The 24,360-nt window shown below is 37.8% G+C and carries 27 protein-coding genes and 2 pseudogenes; 24 read left to right on the top strand and 5 right to left on the bottom strand.

The genetic code is table 11. The features are described 5' to 3' along the window. The first annotated feature begins 125 nt into the window (after positions 1-125). From ctaG to FN924_RS07725, 4 genes are all read left to right on the top strand, one after another. Positions 126-1,022: a cytochrome c oxidase assembly factor CtaG gene (ctaG, locus tag FN924_RS07710; RefSeq protein WP_143893268.1), complete on the top strand. Its 897-nt coding sequence runs from the start codon at positions 126-128 to the stop codon at positions 1,020-1,022. 22 nt (positions 1,023-1,044) lie between these two features. Further along, a complete protein-coding gene (locus FN924_RS07715; RefSeq protein ID WP_143893270.1) occupies positions 1,045-1,500 on the top strand; it encodes a DUF420 domain-containing protein in 456 nt (151 codons plus the stop codon). Positions 1,501-1,599: 99 nt separating this feature from the next. Beyond that, a complete protein-coding gene (locus tag FN924_RS07720; protein ID WP_143893272.1) occupies positions 1,600-2,133 on the top strand; it encodes a GNAT family N-acetyltransferase in 534 nt (177 codons plus the stop codon). A 2-nt stretch (positions 2,134-2,135) separates the two neighbouring features. Further along, positions 2,136-3,305, top strand: coding sequence for a GNAT family N-acetyltransferase (locus FN924_RS07725; RefSeq protein ID WP_143893274.1), 1,170 nt, complete (start codon positions 2,136-2,138; stop codon positions 3,303-3,305). A 45-nt stretch (positions 3,306-3,350) separates the two neighbouring features. On the opposite strand, the gene ytvI is transcribed toward FN924_RS07725, so the two are convergent. Together ytvI and FN924_RS07735 are read right to left on the bottom strand one after the other, a co-directional pair. Further along, positions 3,351-4,409: a sporulation integral membrane protein YtvI gene (gene ytvI / locus FN924_RS07730; RefSeq protein ID WP_143893276.1), complete on the bottom strand. Its 1,059-nt coding sequence runs from the start codon at positions 4,407-4,409 to the stop codon at positions 3,351-3,353. 249 nt (positions 4,410-4,658) lie between these two features. After that, positions 4,659-5,027: a YugN family protein gene (locus FN924_RS07735; RefSeq protein WP_143893278.1), complete on the bottom strand. Its 369-nt coding sequence runs from the start codon at positions 5,025-5,027 to the stop codon at positions 4,659-4,661. 184 nt (positions 5,028-5,211) lie between these two features. Between FN924_RS07735 and FN924_RS07740 the strand changes: the two genes are divergently transcribed. The 8 genes from FN924_RS07740 to coaD all read left to right on the top strand — a co-directional run bounded on the left by FN924_RS07740 (position 5,212) and on the right by coaD (position 10,075). After that, positions 5,212-5,640: a CBS domain-containing protein gene (locus tag FN924_RS07740; protein ID WP_143893280.1), complete on the top strand. Its 429-nt coding sequence runs from the start codon at positions 5,212-5,214 to the stop codon at positions 5,638-5,640. A gap of 162 nt (positions 5,641-5,802) precedes the next feature. Then, positions 5,803-6,891, top strand: a complete 1,089-nt coding sequence (locus FN924_RS07745) for a CAP domain-containing protein (protein ID WP_143893282.1) — start codon at positions 5,803-5,805, stop codon at positions 6,889-6,891. A 156-nt stretch (positions 6,892-7,047) separates the two neighbouring features. Further along, entirely contained in the window at positions 7,048-7,461 is a 414-nt protein-coding gene (gene ylbD / locus FN924_RS07750) for a YlbD family protein (protein WP_143893284.1), read from the top strand. Between the two features lie 12 nt (positions 7,462-7,473). After that, a complete protein-coding gene (locus tag FN924_RS07755; RefSeq protein WP_143893286.1) occupies positions 7,474-7,707 on the top strand; it encodes a YlbE-like family protein in 234 nt (77 codons plus the stop codon). A gap of 57 nt (positions 7,708-7,764) precedes the next feature. Next, positions 7,765-8,208 carry a YlbF/YmcA family competence regulator gene (locus tag FN924_RS07760; RefSeq protein WP_143893288.1) on the top strand — a complete coding sequence of 148 codons (444 nt, stop codon included), beginning with the start codon at positions 7,765-7,767 and terminating at the stop codon, positions 8,206-8,208. Between the two features lie 161 nt (positions 8,209-8,369). Beyond that, positions 8,370-8,645 (top strand): YlbG family protein, encoded by a 276-nt coding sequence (locus FN924_RS07765; protein ID WP_143893290.1) that lies wholly within the window; start codon positions 8,370-8,372, stop codon positions 8,643-8,645. Between the two features lie 384 nt (positions 8,646-9,029). Further along, on the top strand, positions 9,030-9,593 hold the full coding sequence (rsmD, locus tag FN924_RS07770; RefSeq protein ID WP_143893291.1) for a 16S rRNA (guanine(966)-N(2))-methyltransferase RsmD: 564 nt from the start codon (positions 9,030-9,032) through the stop codon (positions 9,591-9,593). Beyond that, positions 9,593-10,075 (top strand): pantetheine-phosphate adenylyltransferase, encoded by a 483-nt coding sequence (gene coaD / locus FN924_RS07775; protein WP_143893293.1) that lies wholly within the window; start codon positions 9,593-9,595, stop codon positions 10,073-10,075. The genes rsmD and coaD overlap by 1 nt, the downstream gene beginning before the upstream one ends. A gap of 38 nt (positions 10,076-10,113) precedes the next feature. On the opposite strand, the gene ylbJ is transcribed toward coaD, so the two are convergent. After that, positions 10,114-11,340: a sporulation integral membrane protein YlbJ gene (ylbJ, locus tag FN924_RS07780; RefSeq protein ID WP_143893295.1), complete on the bottom strand. Its 1,227-nt coding sequence runs from the start codon at positions 11,338-11,340 to the stop codon at positions 10,114-10,116. Between the two features lie 174 nt (positions 11,341-11,514). Here ylbJ and FN924_RS07785 point away from each other — a divergent pair, with 174 nt between their 5' ends. Further along, a complete protein-coding gene (locus tag FN924_RS07785; protein WP_143893297.1) occupies positions 11,515-12,309 on the top strand; it encodes a patatin-like phospholipase family protein in 795 nt (264 codons plus the stop codon). Next, positions 12,299-13,327 (top strand): SepM family pheromone-processing serine protease, encoded by a 1,029-nt coding sequence (locus FN924_RS07790; protein ID WP_143893299.1) that lies wholly within the window; start codon positions 12,299-12,301, stop codon positions 13,325-13,327. Before FN924_RS07785 ends, FN924_RS07790 begins: the two co-directional genes overlap by 11 nt. A gap of 124 nt (positions 13,328-13,451) precedes the next feature. Here FN924_RS07790 and FN924_RS07795 read toward each other — a convergent pair whose 3' ends face one another. Beyond that, the gene (locus FN924_RS07795) at positions 13,452-14,663 is read right to left on the bottom strand and encodes a nucleotidyltransferase (RefSeq protein WP_143893301.1); all 1,212 of its coding nucleotides are present in this window, start codon (positions 14,661-14,663) and stop codon (positions 13,452-13,454) included. Positions 14,664-14,887: 224 nt separating this feature from the next. Between FN924_RS07795 and FN924_RS07800 the strand changes: the two genes are divergently transcribed. From FN924_RS07800 to FN924_RS07810, 3 genes are all read left to right on the top strand, one after another. Beyond that, entirely contained in the window at positions 14,888-15,415 is a 528-nt protein-coding gene (locus FN924_RS07800; RefSeq protein ID WP_143893303.1) for a YceD family protein, read from the top strand. Positions 15,416-15,488: 73 nt separating this feature from the next. Next, positions 15,489-15,662 (top strand): 50S ribosomal protein L32, encoded by a 174-nt coding sequence (gene rpmF / locus FN924_RS07805; RefSeq protein WP_143893305.1) that lies wholly within the window; start codon positions 15,489-15,491, stop codon positions 15,660-15,662. Between the two features lie 190 nt (positions 15,663-15,852). Then, the gene (locus tag FN924_RS07810) at positions 15,853-16,341 is read left to right on the top strand and encodes an RsfA family transcriptional regulator (RefSeq protein WP_143893307.1); all 489 of its coding nucleotides are present in this window, start codon (positions 15,853-15,855) and stop codon (positions 16,339-16,341) included. 80 nt (positions 16,342-16,421) lie between these two features. Here FN924_RS07810 and FN924_RS07815 read toward each other — a convergent pair whose 3' ends face one another. After that, on the bottom strand, positions 16,422-16,895 hold the full coding sequence (locus FN924_RS07815) for an N-acetyltransferase (RefSeq protein WP_143893309.1): 474 nt from the start codon (positions 16,893-16,895) through the stop codon (positions 16,422-16,424). Positions 16,896-17,096: 201 nt separating this feature from the next. Between FN924_RS07815 and FN924_RS07820 the strand changes: the two genes are divergently transcribed. The 7 genes and pseudogenes from FN924_RS07820 to FN924_RS07850 all read left to right on the top strand — a co-directional run bounded on the left by FN924_RS07820 (position 17,097) and on the right by FN924_RS07850 (position 24,330). Beyond that, the gene (locus tag FN924_RS07820) at positions 17,097-17,981 is read left to right on the top strand and encodes a ketopantoate reductase family protein (protein ID WP_158633970.1); all 885 of its coding nucleotides are present in this window, start codon (positions 17,097-17,099) and stop codon (positions 17,979-17,981) included. Then, on the top strand, positions 17,975-18,358 hold the full coding sequence (locus FN924_RS07825) for a DUF3397 domain-containing protein (RefSeq protein WP_143893313.1): 384 nt from the start codon (positions 17,975-17,977) through the stop codon (positions 18,356-18,358). Before FN924_RS07820 ends, FN924_RS07825 begins: the two co-directional genes overlap by 7 nt. 75 nt (positions 18,359-18,433) lie before the next feature. After that, a complete protein-coding gene (gene bshC / locus FN924_RS07830; RefSeq protein WP_143893315.1) occupies positions 18,434-20,056 on the top strand; it encodes a bacillithiol biosynthesis cysteine-adding enzyme BshC in 1,623 nt (540 codons plus the stop codon). 241 nt (positions 20,057-20,297) lie between these two features. Continuing rightward, positions 20,298-20,731: pseudogene (mraZ, locus tag FN924_RS07835) on the top strand (division/cell wall cluster transcriptional repressor MraZ). Between the two features lie 33 nt (positions 20,732-20,764). Continuing rightward, positions 20,765-21,746, top strand: a pseudogene (rsmH, locus tag FN924_RS07840) (16S rRNA (cytosine(1402)-N(4))-methyltransferase RsmH). Further along, positions 21,740-22,132, top strand: coding sequence for a cell division protein FtsL (ftsL, locus tag FN924_RS07845; protein ID WP_143893317.1), 393 nt, complete (start codon positions 21,740-21,742; stop codon positions 22,130-22,132). The pseudogene rsmH and the gene ftsL overlap by 7 nt, the downstream one beginning before the upstream one ends. Positions 22,133-22,149: 17 nt before the next feature. After that, the gene (locus tag FN924_RS07850; protein ID WP_228409625.1) at positions 22,150-24,330 is read left to right on the top strand and encodes a penicillin-binding protein; all 2,181 of its coding nucleotides are present in this window, start codon (positions 22,150-22,152) and stop codon (positions 24,328-24,330) included. Positions 24,331-24,360: the final 30 nt, after the last annotated feature.

A 24,360-nucleotide genomic window follows, 5' to 3' on the forward strand; every position in this document is an offset into this window, starting at 1 on the left:
TAATCAATGACTGTCCATTTTTGTTTTTGATTGTTGAGGAATTGTCATACATTTTTTCGGTTTTTGCAATGGTTTACGGTATAATAGAATAGATAACTACTAGCTAAAACTGGAGTGAACAAAACATGTGGTTAGAACTACAAATTTTTGGGTTCCGTGCCTTGTGGAGTCCGTATTATATGTTATTTGTTATTGGACTAGGTGTGTGTTATTACTTACTAACAAGTGTGTACCATAGGCGCTTCACTTCCATGGACAAGCCAACAACGAAACAGCAGATTTCCTTTTATATGGGCTTATTCTTGTTATACGTTGTAAAGGGTTCTCCAGTGGATTTGGTGTCTCATATTATGTTTACCGCTCATATGGTGCAAATGGCTCTATACTATCTACTATTCCCAATTCTAATTATTAGAGGAATTCCAGTGTGGGTATGGAGAAAAGTATTCCAAACGCCGATTTTAAGTCCATTATTACGCCTTTTTACAAAGCCACTTATTGCTCTTTTATTATTTAATGGTCTGTTTTCACTCTATCATATTCCGAGCATTTTTGACTTTACGAAGGCAAGTCCAGTTGCGCATGCAATCATTACAACGGTTATTCTAGTTACTGCGTTCTTTATGTGGTGGCCAATATTTACTCCGATTAAAGAAATGAAGACAATGTCGCCAGTTTTGAGCATTGGCTATATATTTGCTAACGGTGTTCTAATAACTCCGGCATGTGGCTTAATTATCTTTTCGGATGAGTCACTATATGCTACTTACCACAGTTTAGGTGGCTGGATTCAAGCACTATCCTTGTGTGTTCCGACCACTGTGTTAGATGGAATTCCTTTAACGGGACCGGAAATGTTTTCTCCCATTCCTGTGTTAGAGGATCAACAGCTTGGTGGTATTTTGATGAAAATAACACAAGAGGTTGTATATGGATATGTGTTGGCTAGTGTATTTTTTGGGTGGTTCCGTAAAGAAAGCCAGAAGATTGACCCTATACCATCCACAAATGAAGGATATTAAGCATTGAAAGGAAACGAAGTATATGTCTGTATTACCAACGATTAGTACATTTTTCATTGTTTTAAGTGCTGTTCTAGTTGCAATTGGTTGGGTACTAGTAGCAAAGCATAAATATAAGCAACACAAAAAAGTAATGATTGCAGGTGCAATCAGTGCCATCCTATTTTTCGTAATTTATGCATCTCGTACCATTTTTATTGGAAATACGAGCTTTGGTGGACCGGATGATATAAAGATTTACTATACAATTTTTCTTATCTTTCATATCATTTTAGCCACTACAGGAGCTGTATTTGGGATTGTAACATTGACGCTTGCTTTTAAGCGTAACATTCGCAGGCACCGAAAAATCGGTCCTATCACAAGTATTATTTGGTTTTTTACGGCGATTACTGGTGTAGCAGTATATTTACTCCTCTATGTATTCTATCATGGTGGAGAGACAACAAGTTTAATTAAGGCAATATTAGGCTTTTAATAAAAAAGAAGTTATTTTCTCTAAAGGAAATAACTTCTTTTTTATCTTTACAAACGATGTAATACTACCTAATATTACAGATAAAGGAGGGATAGGTTCATGGAGATTGTAAGTGCTCGATTAACGTTAGTTGCGCTCACATTAGATAGTGTAAAGTTATTAATGACAAATCGAATGGCTTACTTCTTAAAGTATCACATTCCTTTTGAAATCGATTGGCCGTCTGATGGTTTTAAAGCTTTATTGCCACTCTATGTAGAGAAGCTAGAAGCAGACCCATCTGAACTTGGATATGGACCGTGGGTTATTTTGGAAAATGCGTCTAATCAATTGGTTGGAAATATCGGTTTCAAAGGAAGAATAGATGACGAACCGCCCCACACATTGGACATTGGGTATGAAGTGTTGCCGAAATTTCGAAAGCAAGGTATTGCAACTGAAGCTGTCAAATTTCTTACGGAATGGGCGCTTGAGCAACCCAATATTTATAGGGTGACTGCGAGCTGTGATATTTCGAATATTATATCGCAACGTGTACTTATTTATAATAACTATGAAATATATAAGAATGAACGATCTTTCATATCTTTTGAAAGAAGAAGGGTACTGGACTCAAGTAAAGGGGAGAGATAAGATTGGAAATCAAGGAACTTACGTCATCGGAGTTTGACAGTGCAATTGATTTGGGGGAATATGCGTTTAATCGCGCCATACCTGAGCAAGAACGAAAAGAACGAAAAGCAGATATGGAGCAGCACAAAGTATTAGGATACTGGGAAGGGGATCAGTTAGCTGCTAAATTACATATACGTCCATTAGAAGCTTTTTTAGGTTCTAAAAAAATACCTTTCGGTGGAATCGCGGGTGTAGCAACTTGGCCAGAGTTTAGAAGGCAAGGAAAGGTTGATGAACTTATTCGTGAAGCTCTTCGGTTGATGAAAGGGGCGAATCAGTCCATTAGTTTACTCCATCCTTTTTCCATTGGTTTTTATCGTCGATTTGGGTGGGAGATGACGCAATATGAACATACCTATTTATTTAAGCCAACAGACATAGAAAAAAGAAAAGCACAGTGCAGAACGGAACGAGTTAAGTTTAGCGACATGAAGCCAATTCTAATGGACTTGTACGAACGAAAGGCGCAGCAATATGGATTAACACTTGCTCGTACGGAATGGTGGTGGGAGAAAAGAATCTTGACTGGAGATGAACAGATAGTCTTGTTTTGGAACGATAATCGAGAAGCAGAGGGGTACTTAATCTCTCGGTTAGAAAAAGCTAAACTTCAAGTGGAGGAAATGGTGTTCTTTACGGAATCAGCATTTCATGGGCTTTTGCAATGGGTCCGAAACCATGACTCCATGATTGAAAGGGTTGAAATGGTGTCATGGCCAGATGAGTGGATTGACTTTTACTTAGAAGGTGAGAAAGTGGATCGCAAAGTTCATCCATATTTTATGACTAGAATTGTTAACGTTTCTGATTTCCTTCTTCAGTACCCATTCTTTCATCCGGAAATCAGCTGTAGTATAGGATTAAGTATTACAGATCCATGTGCTTCCTGGAATGAAGGGAAATGGTCGCTTGACATTAAAAAAGGAAAAGTAGTAGAGGTTTTGAAAAAAGAGAACTTCGAGGCTCCTCTAAAATTAGAATTGTCTATTCAAGTGTTGACTGCGTGGCTACTTGGTAGTCAATCTATAGATGCATTACAGAGAATGAATCAAATAAAAGCAAGTGGAGATAAACAAGTGCTTCCATATTTAGTTAAACCGCTAACTCCTGCCTTTATGGATTTTTTCTAAATCAAAAAACAAGAAGCTTACAACTTGTAAGCTTCTTGTTTATAACTATAGCTTGAAATTCCATTTAATAATTCCGGCTTCTCTAGCTGAATTAAAGGCAATCACAAGCAGTGGCCCAAGGATAAAGCCCATGATTCCGAGTAATTGAAGTCCGAGGTACATACCAATTAGGGTTGCTAGTGGCGATAACCCAATATGGCGACCCATTACTTTAGGTTCTACGGTTCTGCGAATAGCCAAAAGTATGATGGCTAAAATGGACAACTGTGTACCTGTTGCGATATCCCCCGCTAAGAACATGTAAATGGCCCATGGCGCTAAAATTACAATCGACCCGATTATAGGGATAAAATCGATAATCCAAATAATTACCGACATGATAACCGCTACTTCTGGTGCGATTATCAACAATCCAATCAGTGACACGATAAAGATTACAATACTAACTAAGAATTGAGCTTTGAGAAAACCTAATACCACATAAGATAGTCGTGCATTCATAAACTGAACCTTTTCTGCTGTTTCTTCCGTCAATTGGTTATAAGCTTTTGCCTTAATCCCCGGTAACTCGAGCATAAACAAAAATAAGGCTATCAAGTACACCAACAGGCTCACGAGATATTGAGGAATTAAGCCTACTACGGATGCAATTTTTTCGATTTTAAGATTTTTTCGAAGTGTTTCAGCGAAAGAATCAACCGTACTTTGAATTCCATCTTTTACTTCTTTAATAAATTCTTCAGGTAAATCTTCGGCAAAATGATCTAAGTCTTGTTCCCAATCTCCGACTTTTTTGGTGAGTTGGTTAATATATATAGGTGCATCTTCAGTAAATTGGGCGACATGGGTGACTGCCCTTGTAACAAAATAAGACCCAATCACTCCAATAATAAGTAAGAAAATCAAGAAAACAATAGTGACAGCAAACTTTCGATTCATTTTAAATCGGAATTGCATCATTCTGACAGCTGGATTAAGTATTAAAGCGGTAACGAAGGCAACAATAAGTGGAACGGAAACCGGCAAAATAAAGTACCCTGCAATGATGACTAGAATTGTTAAAATAATTAATATCCATTGGCGTTTACTTAGGTATCGAAACAATTTAAATATGTATCCCCTTTCCGAACATGTACAACTTTAATCAAAATATAGCATGAAGGTTCTGTTTTGAATAGTTTTTTTTCTATAAGATGAAATATTTTTTGGAGAGAACTTTAAAAGTTTACTACGTAGAAGCAACAGATACATGTTCTACCTATTATGGTAACATGATTTCCACGAATGAAGGTAGCAATACATATTTAAAAAGTATAAAAAGAAAGACCACCCTTCGGATGGTCTTAAATAACACTAATCGTTTTTCAGCGCATCTAATTCCTGCTTCGCTTTTTCAAGAAGCTTAGTAGTACGATCTTTAACGCTTTCAGGGAATTCCTCTTGTTCTCCATACTCAATACCATGTGGATAGTAATGTTTACCTAAAAGAGGGGTTTTTAATTTAATCACTGCATTCCCTTTATCAACATCTCCTTCAATTGCATAGCCTTGAATACGAATGTAGTACGTAACATTTTTTTCTGGAGAATTTATTTTATAATCATATGTAACTCTTTCATAATCCCACTGTCCTGCACGAATAAAAGCGATATCATTCATAACGTGATCTAATGGTTCTAAATCAATAGTAATGTCTTCAATTCCAGATCCTTCAATTCTCATACTTCCACCTCGCAAAAATTATGTAGCTAATCTTATAATAGTATGAAATGAGATAAGTTGCAATGAAAACGGGGAATTAAAAGGCAGATCAAAATATCATGCAAGTTATGCGGTAAATGGGTAACAATAAGAAATGAGATGATTTGCTCATCTTATGTTACTTCATTAAAGGAGGAGTTTCCGAATGAAATCCGTTAAGGAAATAATGTCAACAGATGTTAGCTATTGTTCGCCAAGTGACACGATGACGGAAGCCGCAACAAAGATGAGAGACAAAAATGTTGGGGCTATTCCAATTTGTGGAGAAAACCGTGAGTTAATGGGTATGATTACGGATAGAGATTTGGTCATTCGTGGATTAGCAGAACGTAAAAATGCTGAAACATCCGTAAAAGAAGTGATGAGCTCAGAACTTTATTCTTGTTCTCCACAAACGTCGGTGCAGGAGGCGAGCCAAATCATGGCTGAGAAACAAATTCGTCGTCTTCCTGTAATCGACGGAGGCGAGCTAGTTGGTATGCTTGCATTAGGGGACTTAGCTCTTGAACACAAATCTAATGAAGCTGCTGGACGTGCATTAGAGGATATTTCTGTTCACAATCAAATTCAGTAAATAACGTTTAGCCGGTTCCTTAAAAAGGAATCGGCTATTTTTAATGGAAAAACTACTTGCGTTAAAGTTTGTTAACAATTCTATTAAATTGACCATTTCTTTCATATTCTTATTATACTAGAACTATACTAGTGTTAAGTGGACAAAAAGGAGTTAACATTCATGCGTGCTATCAGAAGTTTTTTGTTGCTAATGCTAATGATTATTGGTGCTATTTATTTCTTGCCATTTCAAGAATTAAGCTTTCCAAATTGGCTACATATAGATAAAAGTGAGAGCAAAGAAAATAAGCAAGAAGTGGAACAAGCTATATCCCAACCAACCAATTCTTCTCTGACGGATGAAACCGTGAGCTCAGAGCCGATCGAAGGAGAATTATTGGGTTGGATTGGAAAGGACAGTCAGGAGCTATCAGAAGCTTACGGAGAGCCGATAAGGAAAGATAAAAGCTCATATGGCTATAATTGGTGGATTTATTCCGATAAAAAAAGTCAATATGCTCAATTTGGAATTCGTGATAAAAAAGTGGTTACAGTTTTCATTACTGGGTCGAAAGGGAAAATGGATGGGATTTCATTAGGAGAATCCTATAAAGACTTAAAGGGAAAAAGATCTTTTCAGAAAGAAGTGTCCTTTAACGTCGGTGTAACTTCTTACAGGTTTACTCTTACAGACAAGGACTTAAAGATGCGTCCACTTGTGAAGCTTTCAAATGAGAGATTTATGCAATTATACTTTGACACGTTTACTGGCAAACTGTCGTCCATTAGAGCGATGGATGCAGATACACTTTTAGTCCAGCGACCATATGACATTTTCTATACAGGAAATCTTCCTGAAGCTCCGATACTGTCAGATAAAGAATGGGCTGAAGTAGAAGACGGTGCAGAACAGCAAATTTTTGATATTACCAATATTATTCGAACAAGACACCAGGTAGGTGTTCTAAAGTGGGATGAAGTAGTGGCCACGGTTGCGCTTGGCCACAGTAAAGATATGTCAATTCATAAATATTTCTCTCACTATTCTCAGGATGGAAAAGGATTGAAGGATCGATTAAGTGAAAAAGATGTGATTTACAAGATGGCAGGTGAAAATATTGCGGCCCAATATACGGATGGTCCTGCTGCGGTAGAAGGCTGGTTAAATAGTGAAGGCCACCGTCATGCATTACTCGAAGGGAACTATACCCATCTAGGAGTAGGTGTGTATAAGTATTATTACACGCAAAATTTTCTACAAAAAAGCTAACCACCTTGGGTATTGCACCCCAGAAGTTAGAGTTACAAATCTAACCTCTGGGGTGTTTTTGTATGTGAAGACCTAATCTAGATAGTAACAATGGATATTCCCTTTCATACGATAACTTATAGGTATATTCATCAAAGATTGGAGGGAGCAGGGACGATGGGAAAAGATCTGCATCCGTCTATTAAAGAATTCAAACAATTTGTACAGAAGCATCCGGAGCTGGTTAAAGAAGTGAGAAAAAGCGGAAAGGGCTGGCAGCCTTACTATGAGAAATGGATGCTATTAGGGGAGGATGATCCTTCTTGGGAAAAGTATAAGACGAAATCCCCAACGCAAAAGACGCGTAGTAAAAAGAAAGGTGCAAAATCAAAGGGGAAAAATCAAGAAAAGCTAAATAAACTAATGAAGATGGTAGAAAACGTTGATTTAGATAAGATGGAAGCACATATTAATCAATTAAATGGAGCAGTTGGGAATATTCAAAAGCTAATAGGGCAATTTCAGGATGCAAAAAGACAGTTCTCTTCAAAATCAAATCATCCAATGCCGTTCCAAAGAAGAAGAGATTAAGGAGGGAATCCGTTGCAACCTAGCTTATATCAATATATACAATCAAATCAGGAAATGGTTTCTTATATCCGTGAACATCCAGAGTGGTATCGTAGATTAACTCGAAATCCGGATTCTATTCAAGAGATGGAACAAGAGATGAAAGTATATTATGGTCGTACGGTTCCACAGAAAATGGAACGGTTCGCGAGTCAAATGCAAATGGTGTCTATGTTTATTCAATTGGCAGGCTCTATGAAAGACTAGCTTGCCTCTTTCTTTTATAGAAAAAGCCTGTTATGATGGAGTTGGAGGTGGAAACTAGTGATTGCCACTTTAGAAATCGTACAACTCTTAGATCAGTCCGAATACTTAGGAAAGATGATTCTATCCTCAGATGTCATGGACGATTTTCATAAAGCTAAAGCATCTTTAGAAGAAGATGAAGAAGCACAACGTTTAATAGCAGCCTTTCAAGCGATGAAAGAGCAATATGAAGATGTTCAACGGTTTGGTAGATATCACCCGGATTACAGCACAATTATGAAAGAAATTAGATCTACCAAACGTGAAATGGACATGAATGAAAAAGTTGCTTCTTTTAAAATTGCAGAAAGAAAATTACAAGAGCTATTAGATGATGTTAGTGAGCTTGTAGCTCATAGTGTGAGTAACAATGTAAAAGTACCAAGAGATGGTGCTGCACTTAAAGATGGTGGCTGTGGCTGTGGTAGCGGTAGTGGAGGCTGTGGTTGCAGAGCATCTTAATGGTTTAAGCTGACTCAAAAGTCGTGAATGACTTGTTGTAGTCAGCTTTCTTTTAATGACTGGTGATGTACCTTAATACTATATAATGGTTGCCCTGCATTGCTACATTCTAAATTGTCTGATAAAATATGAAAAAAGACTTAGGTAAGTGAGGAACTTAGATGAGAACACAACGACAAGGCATAGTAGTTTGGTTTCAACATATGAAGAATATAAAGCAAATTAAAAAATTTGGACATTTAATCTATGTTTCCAAAGATCAAAAATATGCCGTTCTCTATGTAAACCAATCGGAATATGAGGAAAAAGAGAAGCGGATAGGGCAGTTACCGTTTGTATCAAAGGTTAGTCCATCACAAAAACCTTTTATCCGTACAGACTATGAAAATGCGAAGTTAGATAAAGCGAAGGAATATGATTATAAAATGGGGATTTAAGCTTTTTAGCCGAGTGCTGAAAAGCTTTTTTAGTGAAAAGTGTTCGCCTATGCCTCTATTCTTTCAAAAAAAAGCCTGCAGAAATTTTTCTGCAGGCCCTTTTTACCTTCTACAATAGAAAGCAAAAAGGCAAAGGGAGAGGAGAAACCGGAGGAAGAACTTATGGGGAAACGTAAGTCTTCTCCGTGTTCAGAAGCAACTAATACGATTGGTTAGTCGCTTCAGTCGTTATTATGGACGACAGGAGGAAATTTATACATAAATCATTCAAATTTTTCTAAGTTCTCTTTTATGAGGAAAGCGAAGACCGTACTAAAATTACGCTTCGTTTCCTAGTCGTTTTATGATAGGATAAAGGGCGAAACAAAATGAAGAGGTGTAACGATGAGGGTTATTGCTGGAATACATAAAGGACGTCAACTAAAAACGGTAGCAAATCGATTAACGAGACCGACTACAGATAAAGTAAAAGAGGCACTTTTTCAGATGATTGGTCCTTTTTTTGAAGGTGGGATCTGCTTAGATTTATTTGCTGGGAGTGGTGGATTAGGAATAGAAGCTCTTAGTCGTGGCATGCAAAAGGCAATATTTGTTGATAAACAAGGAAAAGCCATTCAGGTTATTCATCAAAATTTACAAGATTTAAAATTGGAGAATCAAGCAGAAGTGTTTCGTACGGATGCTTTTCGTGCACTAAAAGCCGCTGCAAAGCGAGAACTTGTTTTCGATTATATCTTCTTAGATCCGCCATATCAAAAGGTATCCTATATTGAGCTAATGGATGCTATCAAAGAACATGATTTGCTCCATCCTAATGGGGTCATTGTATGTGAACATGAAGCTAATGAACTTCTTCCTGATGACTATTCTGGATATGTAGCATTTCGAAAAGAAGACTATGGAAGTACGACTGCTATTACTCTATATAAACGAAAGGGGCAAGAATAATGCCGAAGTTAGCGATATGTCCAGGCAGTTTTGATCCCATTACGTATGGGCATTTAGATATTATCCAAAGAGGTGCCAAAATTTTTGATCATGTTATCGTGGCTGTGTTTAATAACCAGGCGAAGTCTCCGTTATTTACGGTGGAGGAACGATCAGATTTATTAAAACAGGTCACTACTGATTTAGATAATGTAACCGTTGACACGTGTGATGGCTTATTGATGGATTATGCAAAAGAAAAAAATGCACAGGCTATTCTACGTGGACTACGAGCAGTTAGTGATTTTGAGTATGAGATGCAAATTACATCTATGAATAGGAAACTGAACGAAGATATTGAAACATTTTTCATGATGACAAACAATCAATATTCCTTCTTGAGTTCCAGTGTTGTCAAAGAGGTGGCCAAATACCATGCAAATGTTTCAGACCTTGTACCTGAGGTTGTAGAGCAAGCATTGATAGAGAAATTTAGCAAATAGATTAATCCGAGAGGTACTATAGCCTCTCGGATTTCCTTTTAACTTTTTTGAACGAAATTAGTCTTTATTCGGGCTCCTATTACGATGACCGTCATTCCGATCATTGTAATAGTAAATAATGGACCTATTTGTAATAAGGTGTTCCACCATTCCGCCCATGAGCTTGATTGTGCAAAAGAGGAAAACACAGGAACCGTGGATTCCGTCGCCTTATGATTCAAATAAAGTGGTTTGTATAGGGCAACGGTCAATAAGCTTGCGATTACGCCGTGTATAAGACGAGCGAAGAAATAGGGTGCGAACCGGATATCTGTTTCTGCTAAAATACTCGCTACTTGCGCTTGAACCGATAATCCGTTAAAAGCCAAGATAAACGAAACAAGTATGGCTTGAGGTAAAAAGCTAGAAATTGTTGCCTCAGATATTAATTGTGCTCCTAAGGTGATTTCAAATAATCCGGATAGTAAAGGTAAAGCTAGACCTTCTGGAAGTTGGGCAAATTGAAGCACATGCTCAATAAAGAATGCGATAAATGGTGAAATCCCCACTTGGGACAATAGATTGGTGAAGACAGAAAACATAATGATAAATCCACCAATCATTAATAACGTATTTACGGAATTAATGACTGCATCTCCGAAAATTTTACCGAATGGTCTTGAATCTTCTAACCGTGCTTGGTGCATCTCTTTAAAAGCTCGTACGAGAGAAAAGCTTTGTTTTCCTCTAGCATCGCGTTCTTCTCTTTCTGAATCTTTTCCGTGAAACCGCATCAAAATACCAACTATTGTATTCCCTAGATAGTGACACACAGCAAGTAATACACCGAGTTGTGGATCATGAAAAAATCCAATAGATACCGCAGCAAAAATAAACAACGGATTTGAAGCATTCGTAAACGATACGAGGCGCTCCGCTTCAATTCTTGTCAAATGCTCCTCTTGTCTTAGCCGTGAGGAGAGCTTGGCACCAGAAGGATATCCGCTTGCCATCCCCATGGCCCAGACGAAGCTCCCTACACCAGGTACATTGAAAAGGGGGCGCATTATTGGCTCGAATAAGACTCCAATAAATTTTACAACCCCAAATCCAATTAATAATTCAGCCGTAATAAAAAAAGGCAGAAGGGACGGAAATACGATCTCGGTCCACATTTCGAATCCTCGTAAACTCGCATCAAGCGATACGCTTGGAAAGGTTATAAGAGACACCGCCAGGAATAAGGCCATGGATGCAAGAAGTATAGTTTTCCCTTTTGATTTCAAATAAAAGTCCCTCCTAGTCTAGAGCTACACTTTTCTGTACTTCTATTTTTGATAATAGTAAAATATGGTTAAATCCAATAGTACAAGCGCTCTTTATCAATATACGCTCATAGAAGTAGTAAATATGCCATATTATGTACCGTTCATTATTTTCACCTAAGGGAGAGACATAATTTGGCAGAACCAGTTATTGGCCTTGCTCTAGGATCCGGTGGCGCGAGAGGACTTTCACATTTAGGGGTTATTAAAGAGTTAGAAGACAACGGTATTCCTATCCACCTTATTTCAGGAAGTAGTATTGGCGCTGTAATAGGTGTCTTTTATGCTGCCGGTCAAGAGCCATTACATTTAATTCAACTTGCAACGAACATCAGGCGGAACGTTTTAATGGATTTTGTTATTTCTAAGATGGGGATTATTCAAGGAGATAAAATTAAGGAATTTATTCAATTGTTAACCTTTAATAAAAACTTGGAAGATTTAAAAATCCCAGTTGGAATAGTAGCAACCGAGCTCTATACTGGCAAGAAAAAAGTCTTTCATCGAGGGTTTATTGCAGATGCAGTCAGGGCAAGTATATCCATACCAGGAATATTTGTTCCTGAGAAAATTAACGGGCAATATTTTATTGACGGTGGAGTCGTGGATCGTGTACCTGTATCGGTTGCTCGTGAAATGGGTGCAGATATTGTAATTGCAGTAGACTGTTCTGCTTTTTCTCCTAATCCAAACATATATTCTATGTATGATGTGATGCTACAGAGCATTGACATCATGCAGGAAGAATTGGTACGGCACAATCCTCAAAAGGCAGATATCATACTTAAACCAGCTGTTTCTCACTATGATTCTCGGTCCTTTAAAGACGCAGCAGAGATTATTGGAAAGGGAAGTGAGGAAGCAAAAAAGAAAATGAACGATATACAAGACATCGTGACAAACTGGAAGGAGAAAAATCATGAAATTTAGTAAAAAGGGTTTTATATTTTCAATACTTATTATTCTTTTAACAGCATTCCTAATGGGATATCGACTTCCATTTTATATATATAAGCCAGGTGAAGCAGATGCTCTTAATCCAATTGTAGAAGTGAGTAATGGGTTTGAAAGTGAAGGAGATATGCACCTTGTTACAGTTAGAGGTGGACAAGCAACCCCTATACAATATGCCTGGGCTTCTTTTCATCCGCATTATGACATTATGAGCATGGATGAAGTTTTTCCAGAAGGAATTTCTCAAGATGAATATTTCGAGGCCCAGCTTCAAATGATGGAAAATTCACAAGAAGCTTCTACTGTTGTAGCCTACCAAGCAGCTGGAAAAGATATAGATATTGAGTATAAAGGGGTCTATGTAGTATCTGTGATAGAGGGAATGCCTGCGGAGGGACAATTAAAGTCCGGAGATCGGATTACGAAGGTAGATGATCAAAGCATTCAACAATCGGAAGACCTGATTGAATATGTATCATCGAAGAAAGCAGGCGATACCATTACGCTAACGGTTGAAAGAGGGAAGGAAACGTTAAAGAAACAAATTGAACTCGCAGCTTTTGAGGATGCTGGAAATAAGGTTGGAGTAGGGATTCAATTAGTAACAGATCGAGAAGTAGAAGTGGATCCTTCCATTGAATTTGCTAGTGGAAATATTGGGGGGCCAAGTGCTGGCTTGATGTTCTCTTTGGAAATTTATGACCAATTGACTGAAGAGGATCTAACGAAAGGATACGAAATTGCCGGAACAGGCGAGATCAGCTATGAAGGTCAGGTTGGAAGAATAGGTGGAATTGATAAAAAGGTTATTGCAGCCGATGATGAGGGCTGTTCTATCTTCTTCGCACCAAATGAAAATGGTGCGGAAAACTCTAATTACTCCGTTGCAGTTAAAACGGCAGAAGAAATTGGGACAGATATGAAAATTGTTCCTGTCGATACTTTTCAAGATGCATTAGATTATTTGGAGAAAATAAAGCCGAAAAGTGAATAGCTGATAAAAATAAAATCATATCTAATAAAATCCGAACTAGGTATCAACCAGTTCGGATTTTCTGATGAAAAAAGTAGTATTATCCAGCTAACGCGTATAGAGAAATCATAAAGTCACTTAGTGCCTAAACACGAATAGGAGGTAGAACTTCTTGACGCTTTAGCTTGATTTGGTTTTGAGGAGACAAGATACTATAGTAAGCATCTGTTGCTCTTTGTTCTACTACTGATAAAAGAGAATTATCAGTAGGGAGCTTCGTATAAATCGGAATATCTGTTTCTTTTTTTATTTGATGCAAATAGTCTTGTCCAGTTTTGGTCATGCCTAACACACGTACATAAGGCAAAGTATTGGTTTCTTTCATCTTTTCGATATCCACTTTTTTTGTATTTGTCAAAATATGAGTACAAATACGTTGCAGCCGAGTCCATGTATAGCGTTTTGTCTTAAGTGTTTGCATCCAGTCGTTAAAGCTAACAGCGGATTCAACGGTTCTTTTTAACCGGTATTCTAACCCTTCCTCTACCCCGTGAATGGACTCCAGTTCAGTAAGTGGCATTGTTTGAATTCGGTACTTCAGCAAGGAGAAGTAGTGCTCCCAATCATGCCATACACCCGTTTTCTCGTAATAATCCTCCAGTGCTTCAAACGTAGGAACTGGGATTGCTTGCTTTACCTTGTTGGGAATTTCTTTGGATGCAAGCAATTCCTTTCTTATACTCGTTGCACTAGCAATGGAACTTGTTATCGTCTCTTGATGGAATTGATTACTAGTTCGTTCTATGGTCATCGGTTGTATGGAGTAACCGTATTCTTTGATTGCTTTTACATAGCTAAAGCCTAAAATATTGTTTGGTGAAGACAAATCGACGGATCCTTCTGTTAATCCAATGGAGGCATATGCATGTTTACTCGCTTCTGGAAAGGATAAACCTTGGCCTAAATAATGATGAAGTTCAGCTTGGAATGTCTGCTTTTCTTTAACTAGGACGTTATAAGCGGAAAAAAAGTCCTCTATTTCTCCATGTTCGCTCCCAAAACAGACGGTAGGACAGAAAAGATTTGCTAACGTCGTAATAGCGCCATATGAAAATAAATCACTATGCTGCACGGCATACGCATATGGTAATTCAACAACTAAATCGACTCCTGAACGTAAGGCGATTTCTGTTCGCTGAAACTTATCGATAATGGCAGGTTCCCCTCGTTGTAGGAAGTTTCCACTCATGACAGCAATTAAACAGGATGCATTTGATTGTTCCTTTGATTTCGTTAAGTGATACAGGTGTCCATTATGAAACGGATTGTATTCTACAATTAATCCACAGGCTTCCAAAATAAGTCTCCTTCCTACGGCAAAATCACTCTATGGATTAGTTTACCAAATCCTTTTCCTTCGTGCATGTACATTTGAAGATGTGGATCTTCCTATGATAGGATAGAACGGATGTAGTCACCATAAATAAAAAGACTTTTGGTTATAATACACTGTAAAGAAAAAATATTGACAAATTGGTTATTTCCTTTTAAAATAACCTTTGTTGCCTGAGGTGATAATTCATGAAATTTCCACTTCAAAAGTTCAAAGAGGGAGAGCCTCTAAATTTTGAAGACCATGTTGACATTTCTGAGATTGTGGAAATGAATAATGATATTCGACGTATTGAGCCAGTTCTTGTAAAAGGAGAAGCACTTCGCAGGGGAAATGAGATAACGTTTCGCTTTACTGTGGATGGAACAATGATTCTCCCTTGTGCAAGAACACTTGTTGATGTCGATTATTCTTTTCATATTGATGCACTGGAGGTTTTTTCGACCTCTTCTTATTATCAAGAGGAGGATGAGTCGGAAATTCATCCTGTTCATGGAGAAATGCTTGACTTAACACCATTTATAAAGGAAAATGTTTTATTGGAGGTTCCTTTTCGAGTGTTCTCTGATGAACAAACTATGAAAGAGAATGCATTGACCGAAGGGGAAGGATGGGAGCTTTCTACTGGAAACAACCAAGAGAAGAAAGTAGACCCACGTCTAGAGAAATTAAAAACATTATTACAAGACGAGGAAAAGGAAAATCGTTCGAGGTAAGTTACTCTACCTTTGCCTTATTCCGTTTAAATAAGGAAAGATTTTCGAATCGTGTTTGAAGGAGGTGTAAGACATGGCAGTACCTAAGAGAAGAACTTCCAAAAAAGTGAAAAATCAACGTCGTACCCATAAAAAATTACATGTACCTGGATTAATCGAATGTTCAAATTGTGGTGAACTTACAAAGCCACACCATGTTTGTAAATCATGTGGACAATACGATGGGAAACAAGTAGTTGAAGCATAATAGAAGGACTTTTAGAAAGATACCTTATTAGGTATCTTTTTTTGTGTTTAAATAGGCTTACTCTACTAACATAGACGAACTCTAGTAACAATCCTTCAGAAAGATTTAAAAAATTGTTAAAGTTTTATTCTATCATCCTAATAGTTTGCATACATTGATAGCAAATGGTTTATTTTGAGGAGGGATGAGGATGAATAATACGAGACAGGACGCTTGGAATCAGGAAGAAGATGTCTTACTAGCGGAAACCGTTTTACGATATATTCGAGAAGGGAAAACACAACTAGAAGCTTTTAAAGAAGTAGCGAAGAAACTATCTCGAACTCCAGCTGCATGTGGATTTCGCTGGAATGCATCTGTCCGAAAACAATATCAAGAAGCTATTCAACTAGCTAAGAAAGATAGAAAACAAGGAGATGCCTTTACCATGTTTCTTCCACAAGAGGAAGGAGCTAAGCATGGAGAGGGTGCTCTTGATGCGGCAATTTCGCTTCTTGAAAAAATGAAAGTGAACTATTATTCAAATGAGCAAGAGCAATCCATTGAAGAAAAAATCAAAAAACTGAAACAAGAGAATGAAAGACTTCGTCAACAAGTTAAGAGATACGAAGATGCTTGGAATGAAATGGGGCAGCTTTGGCAGTGGGTTGGCTCCAAAAAAGACAGTCAACCCAATTAATCGGATCAGCTCGACAATTGGACTTATATGTAAACGAAAACCCTTGCTTGAATTGCAAGGGTTTTTAAACTTTTAATATTTCAGGAAGGATCTTGTTCAGAAACACCTGATGGCATCCAGATTAATGGATTTTCTCCTAAATCTCGTTCCATATTATATTTTGCTTTTTCAAACCCCATTTTCTCCCAAAATCCATGCGAATTAATTCTTGGATTTGTTTTGATTGGTAGCCCCATTTCCTTTGCAAAATCCACTAATGCTCTTCCATATCCCTTTCCCCTGTGATCAGGTAAAACCTCAAGCTTCCATAATTCCAAATAGTCTCGAGGTGGTTCAAAATAAAAGTTATATTTTGCGTTCACTTTGTATAAACTCATTCTTGCAGCTAAAGCGTTTCCATAGTAAATGCCGAAAAAAGGTGACTCACTATCATTTTCAATAATATTGCTTTCTAAATCCTCTACCATAGAAAGTTCCTGATTCCCATATTCTTTAAAACGTTTGAATTCCTCTAAGGTTTTGAAATTGACTAATAAGCGTTCTACTTTAACCATAGCTTACGTTTCCCCTTTCCCTGAGTCTATCTTTCTACCTTAAATGATACAATTTGTATCCCCTTTCTTAATTATAATATAAATAAATGGATAAAGAAATGAGTACTATCTTCAGATGAAACTAATTGTTAGAATTTTCTCTGATAATCGGTCAATTTTTGCTACAATTAGATAAGATACAGGTGTGACAGGAGTGAGAAGGTGAGAGTTGGGGTTATTGGAGGGGGAGCGGTTGGATTATTAACTGCTTACTTCTTAAGCGCGCAACATGATGTAACGATTTACGTTCGAAGACAAGAACAGAAATCTGTTCTTATTCAACAAGGTGTGGTAGTTGAACCATACGTTAGGAAAAAATCGATTAAGGTGAAATGTATAGAAGATATGGTTGAACCGGATATCTTCCTTATATGTGTGAAAAGCTATCACTTACCGGCCTTATTGCCAAGTTTAGAGTCAATTAGATGTCCTATTTTGTTTATGCAAAATGGGATGGGACATATAAAGTGGATAAAGGAAGCAGCTCTTCCATCTAATATTGGGATTGCGGTATTTGAGCATGGGGTTCGAAAGATAAATGATAATAAGGTTTTACATACTGGCGTGGGTCGAGTTCGTGTAGGAGCATTTACAGAGGATGATTTAGACATTTTGCATTATGTTTCTCTTTTACATCAAGATGTTTTTCCTTTTTATCAGGAAATGGATTGGGAAACGGTGCTTCAAGAGAAATTAATAGCGAATGCGGTTATTAATCCAATTACTGCTATATTTCAAGTGGAAAACGGTGTTCTTTTGGAAAACCCTCATTTAGCTTGGATGGCAAAAAAAGTATGTGAAGAAGTGGCAACATCTCTTGGGCAACCTTGGGAAAAGAAATGGGAATATGTAAAGGGTATTATTCAATCGACAAAAGAAAATCGTTCGTCTATGCTGGTGGATATGGATCATTGTCGGAAAACAGAAGTGGAAGAGATACTGGGTTACCTATTAGATAGAGCAAAAGAGGAAATCCCCTATGTTCATTATTTGTACCATAGTATTAAGGCTTTGGAACGGCAGAAAAGAGGGGATGTGGAATGGTAGAAATTTTGTCCCGTTTCATCGGGTTTATGCTGACGTTTCCCTTCTTAATCTCACTTATTGTTTTTTATGTAAGCTACAGTTTTAGTAAAAAAAAGTGGAAATCGATTCATAGGATGGTTCATTATACAGCAATATTGTACATAATGGCGGTTATGGTTTTATTACAAGACTTGTTAGGTTTTTCTGTAGTTGGATTTATACTCATTACTCTTCTAGTACTATTATCTGTCTTTGTTATCTTGGAGCGTAACATGCATGGAGAAGTAATCTTTCTCCGAGCATGGAAATTGTTTTGGAGATGCAGTTTTCTTATTTTTTTCTTTTTATATATTATTCTCGTGTTTATCGGAATACTTTCTAGAATTTTTAGCTTTTAAATCAAATAATGTGAATTCCTAATTACTTTTATGTAAAATACGAATAGCATCAATCATAAAAAGGAGCACATACTTATGTGGATCGACCCAATAAAGCTACAGAACCAAAACAACCTTATACAGGATTATCGAACTAATAAAAAGGATATTTTAGATTTTTTTGATTATGCTCCCCATGATCCGGAAACCTTTTTAAATAGATTGGACGAGTTAAAGAATAGATCTTTTAAACGGGAAGAACTTGTTCCTATTTTGATGGAGATCAATAAAGAGTGGAATGCTTCTGAAGAGACTTTAAACAATATTAAGCGGCTAAAAAATGAGGATAGCGTTGTTGTAATAGGTGGTCAACAAGCTGGTCTACTGACAGGGCCTTTATACACTATACATAAGATCATATCTATTATTTACCTGGCGAGAAAGCAAGAGGAATTGCTAAAGGTACCAGTTATCCCTGTTTTCTGGATTGCTGGAGAAGATCATGATTATGATGAAATTAATCATGTGATGATGCCGTTACAAGACAGAATGAAAAAGTATCGGACACTTCAGCAAGTTCATCAAAAAAAAGCTATTTCAGAACAGTCATTAGATAAGAACAAAACGAAGCAATGGCTAGAAATGGTTTTTGCTACTTTACAGGAGACAGAATATACAGCTTCCTTATTCGCTTTTTGCTATAGTCTCGTTGACGAGTCAGAAACATTTGTTGATTTTTTTGCTAGACTGATCTTTTACTTATTCGAAAATGAAGGGCTAGTACTAGTAGACTCAAATGACAAACGGATTAGAAAATTAGAAAGCGATTATTTTGTTCAAATGATAGAAAGACAGCCTAGTATTAGTGATGCTGTTCACCAAAGTCTGCAGAAGCTGCAACAAAAAGGATATTCAGTCTCCTTAGATGCCGCAGAAGATGATGGACACCTTTTTTTACAGGTGAATGGTGAGCGAATCCTATTAATTCGAGAAGGGGCGGAGTGGGTTGGAAAGCAGGGGGAATGTCGATATTCCCATGCTGAATTAATTGAGATAGCCAAACAAACTCCAGAATTGCTAAGCAATAATGTGGTGACGAGGCCACTTATGCAGGAACTTGTATTTCCTAGCATAGCATTTCTAGGAGGACCAGGAGAGGTGGCGTATTGGTCTGCATTAAAACAGGTATTTCATTCATTCGACATAAAGATGCCACCTGTTTTAACGAGACTATCCTTCACGCTAATTGATCATAAGCTCAAGAAGCTTTTAGAAAAGCGTCTCGTTCAAGCGTCTGCTGCGGTAAATAATGGCGTGCTTCATGAAAAAGCAAATTGGTTAGCTAGCCAAGCTTCTCCCCCTATCGAACAAGTAGTGGATCAAGTGAAATTAGCTATAGAGCGAAACCATGCTCCATTACGGGAAATAGCAAAGAATATGCGTGCAGACCTAGGAGAGCTAGCGGAAAAGAATTTGTTCCATGTTTTTCGTGAAGTTGAGTTTCTCGAAGATCGTTTAGCTCGAGCTTTTGAAGAAAAGCATCAACATGTATTACATGAATACGATACTATACATGTTGCTTTGCATCCGGAAGGGGGATTACAGGAGCGCTTATGGAATGTCCTCCCCTATTTAAATAAGTATGGAAAAGAATTTATTCTAGATATGTTACAGCAGGACTATGATTTTGGAAAAGAACACTATCTCGTTTATTTGTAGCCTGCCTCCCACTTTACACCACAAAATAAAGAGGGGAGTGGAAACCACGATATGCCAGACGGCATTTTCGTGGTTTTTTTGTGTAGAAATGGTCGTGATTCACCCTTGTCCCCCACTTTTAAATCCTTGTTTAACCCTTGATAAACAAGGGTTTTCTGTTTGGGATGAAAAATATTTAAAAATAGGTGGTGGAAGGTGGGGGATTGTGGTAATATAGAGAAAGAAAGTGGGGGCGGTCTCTATGTTTATGGGTGAGTTTCAACATATAATATTGATTCAAAAGGTCGCATAATCGTCCCTGCAAAGTTTCGCGAAGGTCTCGGTGAGACATTCGTCTTGACGCGTGGTCTCGATCAATGTTTGTTTGCTTACCCATTAAGCGAATGGAAAGTATTAGAAGAGAAGCTAAAAAAACTCCCACTTACGAAAAAAGACGCTCGTGCTTTTACTCGTTTCTTCTTTTCAGGCGCTATCGAATGTGAAGTGGACAAGCAGGGAAGAATAAATATACCTGCCCCACTAAGGAAATATGCAGCACTTGATAAGGAATGTGTTGTGATTGGCGTATCCAATAGAATTGAATTCTGGGCTAACAGCGAATGGGAAACCTATTTTGAGGAGTCTGAGGAATCTTTCACAGAAATTGCTGAGAATATGATGGACTTTGATATATAGAACCCTTACACAACAAATGAAGCGGGTGAACTAATGTTTGAGCATTACAGTGTGTTAAATCAGGAAGCCGTTGACGGCTTACATATTAAAGCGGATGGAACGTATGTGGATTGTACGCTTGGAGCGGGAGGTCATGCGGAACGAATTGTGAAACAGTTGGGTAAGCATGGCCGATTGATTGCGTTTGATCAAGACACGCAAGCTCTTCAAGCAGCGGAAGAAAGGCTAAAGCCTTATGAACGTAATATGATGTTTGTGCATGCTAACTTCCGTCATCTTCAAGCTAAGCTGAAAGAACATCAAATTGAAAAAGTAGACGGTATTTTGTTTGATTTAGGAGTTTCCTCTCCGCAGTTGGATCAAGCAGAAAGAGGGTTTAGTTACCATAGTGAAGCTAGGTTGGATATGAGAATGGATCAGAGCCAATCGTTATCTGCTTATGAAGTAGTGAATACATGGAGTTACGAAAAAGCTTGTTCGAATCTTCTTTCAATACGGGGAAGAGAAATTCTCTAAACAGATTGCAAGAAAAATCGAACAACAACGAGAGCATAAAGAAATTGAAACAACACAGGAATTGGTGGAACTTATAAAAGAGGCCATTCCTGCTCCAGCAAGACGAAAGGGTGGACATCCAGGTAAGCGGATTTTTCAAGCTATACGTATTGCTGTAAATGATGAATTAGGTGCTTTCTATGATGCCTTACATCAAGCTGCTGAGGTTGTAAGTATGAATGGTAGAATATCGGTTATCACGTTTCATTCATTAGAAGATCGATTATGTAAACAGGCGTTTAAAAAGTGGAGTACAGTACCACCAATACCTAAGAATATACCAGTCATACCTGAAGAAATGAAACCACCATTTAAGCTGTTAACAAGAAAACCTATTGTACCAAATGATAAGGAACTAGAAGAAAACAGAAGATCTAGGTCAGCAAAACTAAGAATTGTTGAAAAAGTTAAACCGTGGAATGAAGAATTTTTCTATCAAGAAGGGTGGAATAAATGGTGAGCGCAAGTGAAGCTAGAAATTGGCAACAATCATGGCAACAACAAACGAACCCAACAACCCAAAGAGAACCAGAACGTAAAGTTAAAGTAAAAATTAACAAAAAAAGATGGGTTACGACTGGTGAAAAAGTGTTATATACTGTATCCAGTGCCATAGCGGTCACTGCTTTATTTTTCATCGTTTCCTTTAGCACTTCTTTAGATTCGCTGAATAGAGATGTTCAACAAATGGAACAGCAAATGGATAAGCAACAGGTTCAAAATGAAAATTTGGAATACAAAGTAAAAGAACTGTCAAATCCAGATCGAATTCTTAAGATTGCAAAAGAAAATGGATTAAAAATACAAAATGCAGAAGTGAAACAAGCTAGCACAGTATCCAACTGATAAGGTGGAATGTTGCAGTGAAAAAAAATAAAACAACACATGTTATGTCCTCCATTCTTTTGGTGGTTTTTTCGGTTTTATTTTTAGTGCTATGTGGTCGGTTTCTATACATACAAGGAACAGGAGAAGTGTCCGGTGTTTCGTTGGAGGAATGGGCTGATAAACAACGGACAAGTACCTATGAAATAGAAGCAACACGAGGTACGATATATGACAGAAATGGAATGACGCTCGCGTATGATCGTGCAACGTATCGTGTGCAGGCGGTCATAAGTGATAAATATTCAGATAATCTGGAGGAGCCACAGCACGTTACGGACCCGCAAAAAACTGCGGAGAAGCTGGCTCCTTTATTAAATATGGAAGTCGCAGAAATGGTGAAGGTCATTGAAGATGGAAAGGCAGAGGGTTTATATCAAGTTGAATTTGGAACAAAAGGAAGAGATTTGAGTCAAGAGACAAAAGAAAAGATAGAGGCCTTAAAACTTCCTGGTATTAAATTTCAAGAAGAATCAATCCGTTATTATCCGAATGGACAATTTGCTGCTCGTGTAATTGGATTGGCTCAAAAAAATGATAATAACAAAATATCGGGAGTTACCGGTATTGAACTAGAAATGGATGATTTATTATCTGGTGAGAAAGGAAAAATCTCTTATCAACGGGACAAATATGCGACTAAACTATTAGACCCGAAGGAAGTAATTAAAGAGCCTAATAACGGGGATAATGTTTATTTAACACTTGACCAGAAAATCCAAACGTTTCTTGAGGATGCTATGTCTCAAGTAGAAGCTCAGTACAGTCCTGCACGGATGTCAGCCATTGTCATGAACCCGAAAACTGGCGAAGTGCTTGCAATGGGAAATCGCCCGAGCTATAACCCAAATGATATTGGAGAAGTTAAAAACTGGTATAACGATACGATTGCCAACCCGTTTGAGCCTGGGTCAACGATGAAGATTTTTACCTTGGCTTCCGCAATATCAGCTGGAGTGTGGAATCCTAACGATACCTATCAATCCGGAACATATAGTGTACAGGGTGGATCTATCAATGACTGGAGAAGAGACTGGGGAACGATTACGTATTTAGAAGGGATTCAACGTTCTTCTAACGTTGGAGCAGCAAAACTAGCCTATGAAAAAATTGGCCCAGATAAGTTTCTAGACTATTTAAATGCCTTTGATTTTGATGAAGTTTCGGGCATTGATTTACCTGGTGAAGTAGCCGGACAAATCCTATATCGATATCCAATTGAACAAGTAACGACTTCCTTTGGTCAAGGTACTACTGTTACACCAATTCAACTAATGAAGGCAGCTACCTCTGTTGCGAATGATGGGAAAATGATGAGGCCGTATGTCATCTCTAAAGTAGTGGACCCAAATACGAACAAGGTTATAAAAGAAACGAAGCCAGAAGTGGTTGGAGAACCAATAACCGCTGACGTAGCAAAGCAAGTAAGAGATATTTTAGAGACTGTTATTACATCAGAAAATGGTACAGGTAAGGTTTACAAATTAAATGATTATTCCGTTGCAGGGAAGACAGGTACTGCGCAAATTCCTGGAGGCCCTAATGGAAGATATTTAACTGGTGATGAAAATTATGTATTTTCATTCTTAGGAATGGCTCCAAAGGATGACCCGGAGCTTATGATGTATGTTTCTATCAAGCAACCTAATCTTGGGAAAAATGAAGTAGGATCAGAGCCTGTATCCTTTATTTTTAAAAGTGTGATGGAAAACAGTCTGCACTATTTAGAGATAAATCCAGATCAAGAGGACACTGCTAATATTTCGACTGTTCAAGTTCCTGATGTTACCAATCAATCGGTATCAAGTGCTACGGATCAACTCTCTAAATTAGGCTTTAACGTTACCAAAATAGGAAACGGTCAAACGGTCACAGGTGTTTATCCGGAAGTAGGGACAAAAGCATTACCTAATGAACGTGTCCTAGTCTTAACGAACAAACCAACCGTACCAAGCATGAAGGGATGGTCCGTTAGGGATGTGTTGAAGTTTAGCTCTTTAACTGGTATGAAGGTCGATACAATGGGAACAGGATTTGCAATTAAACAAAGTATTCAAAAGGATACACCAATTCAATCGGATGGGTATCTTGTCGTAGAGTTTGCTCCACCAAGTTACATCGAAGAGGAAGTCGAATCTCCAGAAGAGACAACAGAATAGCCTAAATAGAACAGTGTTCTAATCGTTATA

This window comes from Radiobacillus deserti, assembly GCF_007301515.1.
GTDB classification, from domain to species: Bacteria; Bacillota; Bacilli; order Bacillales; family Amphibacillaceae; genus Radiobacillus; species Radiobacillus deserti.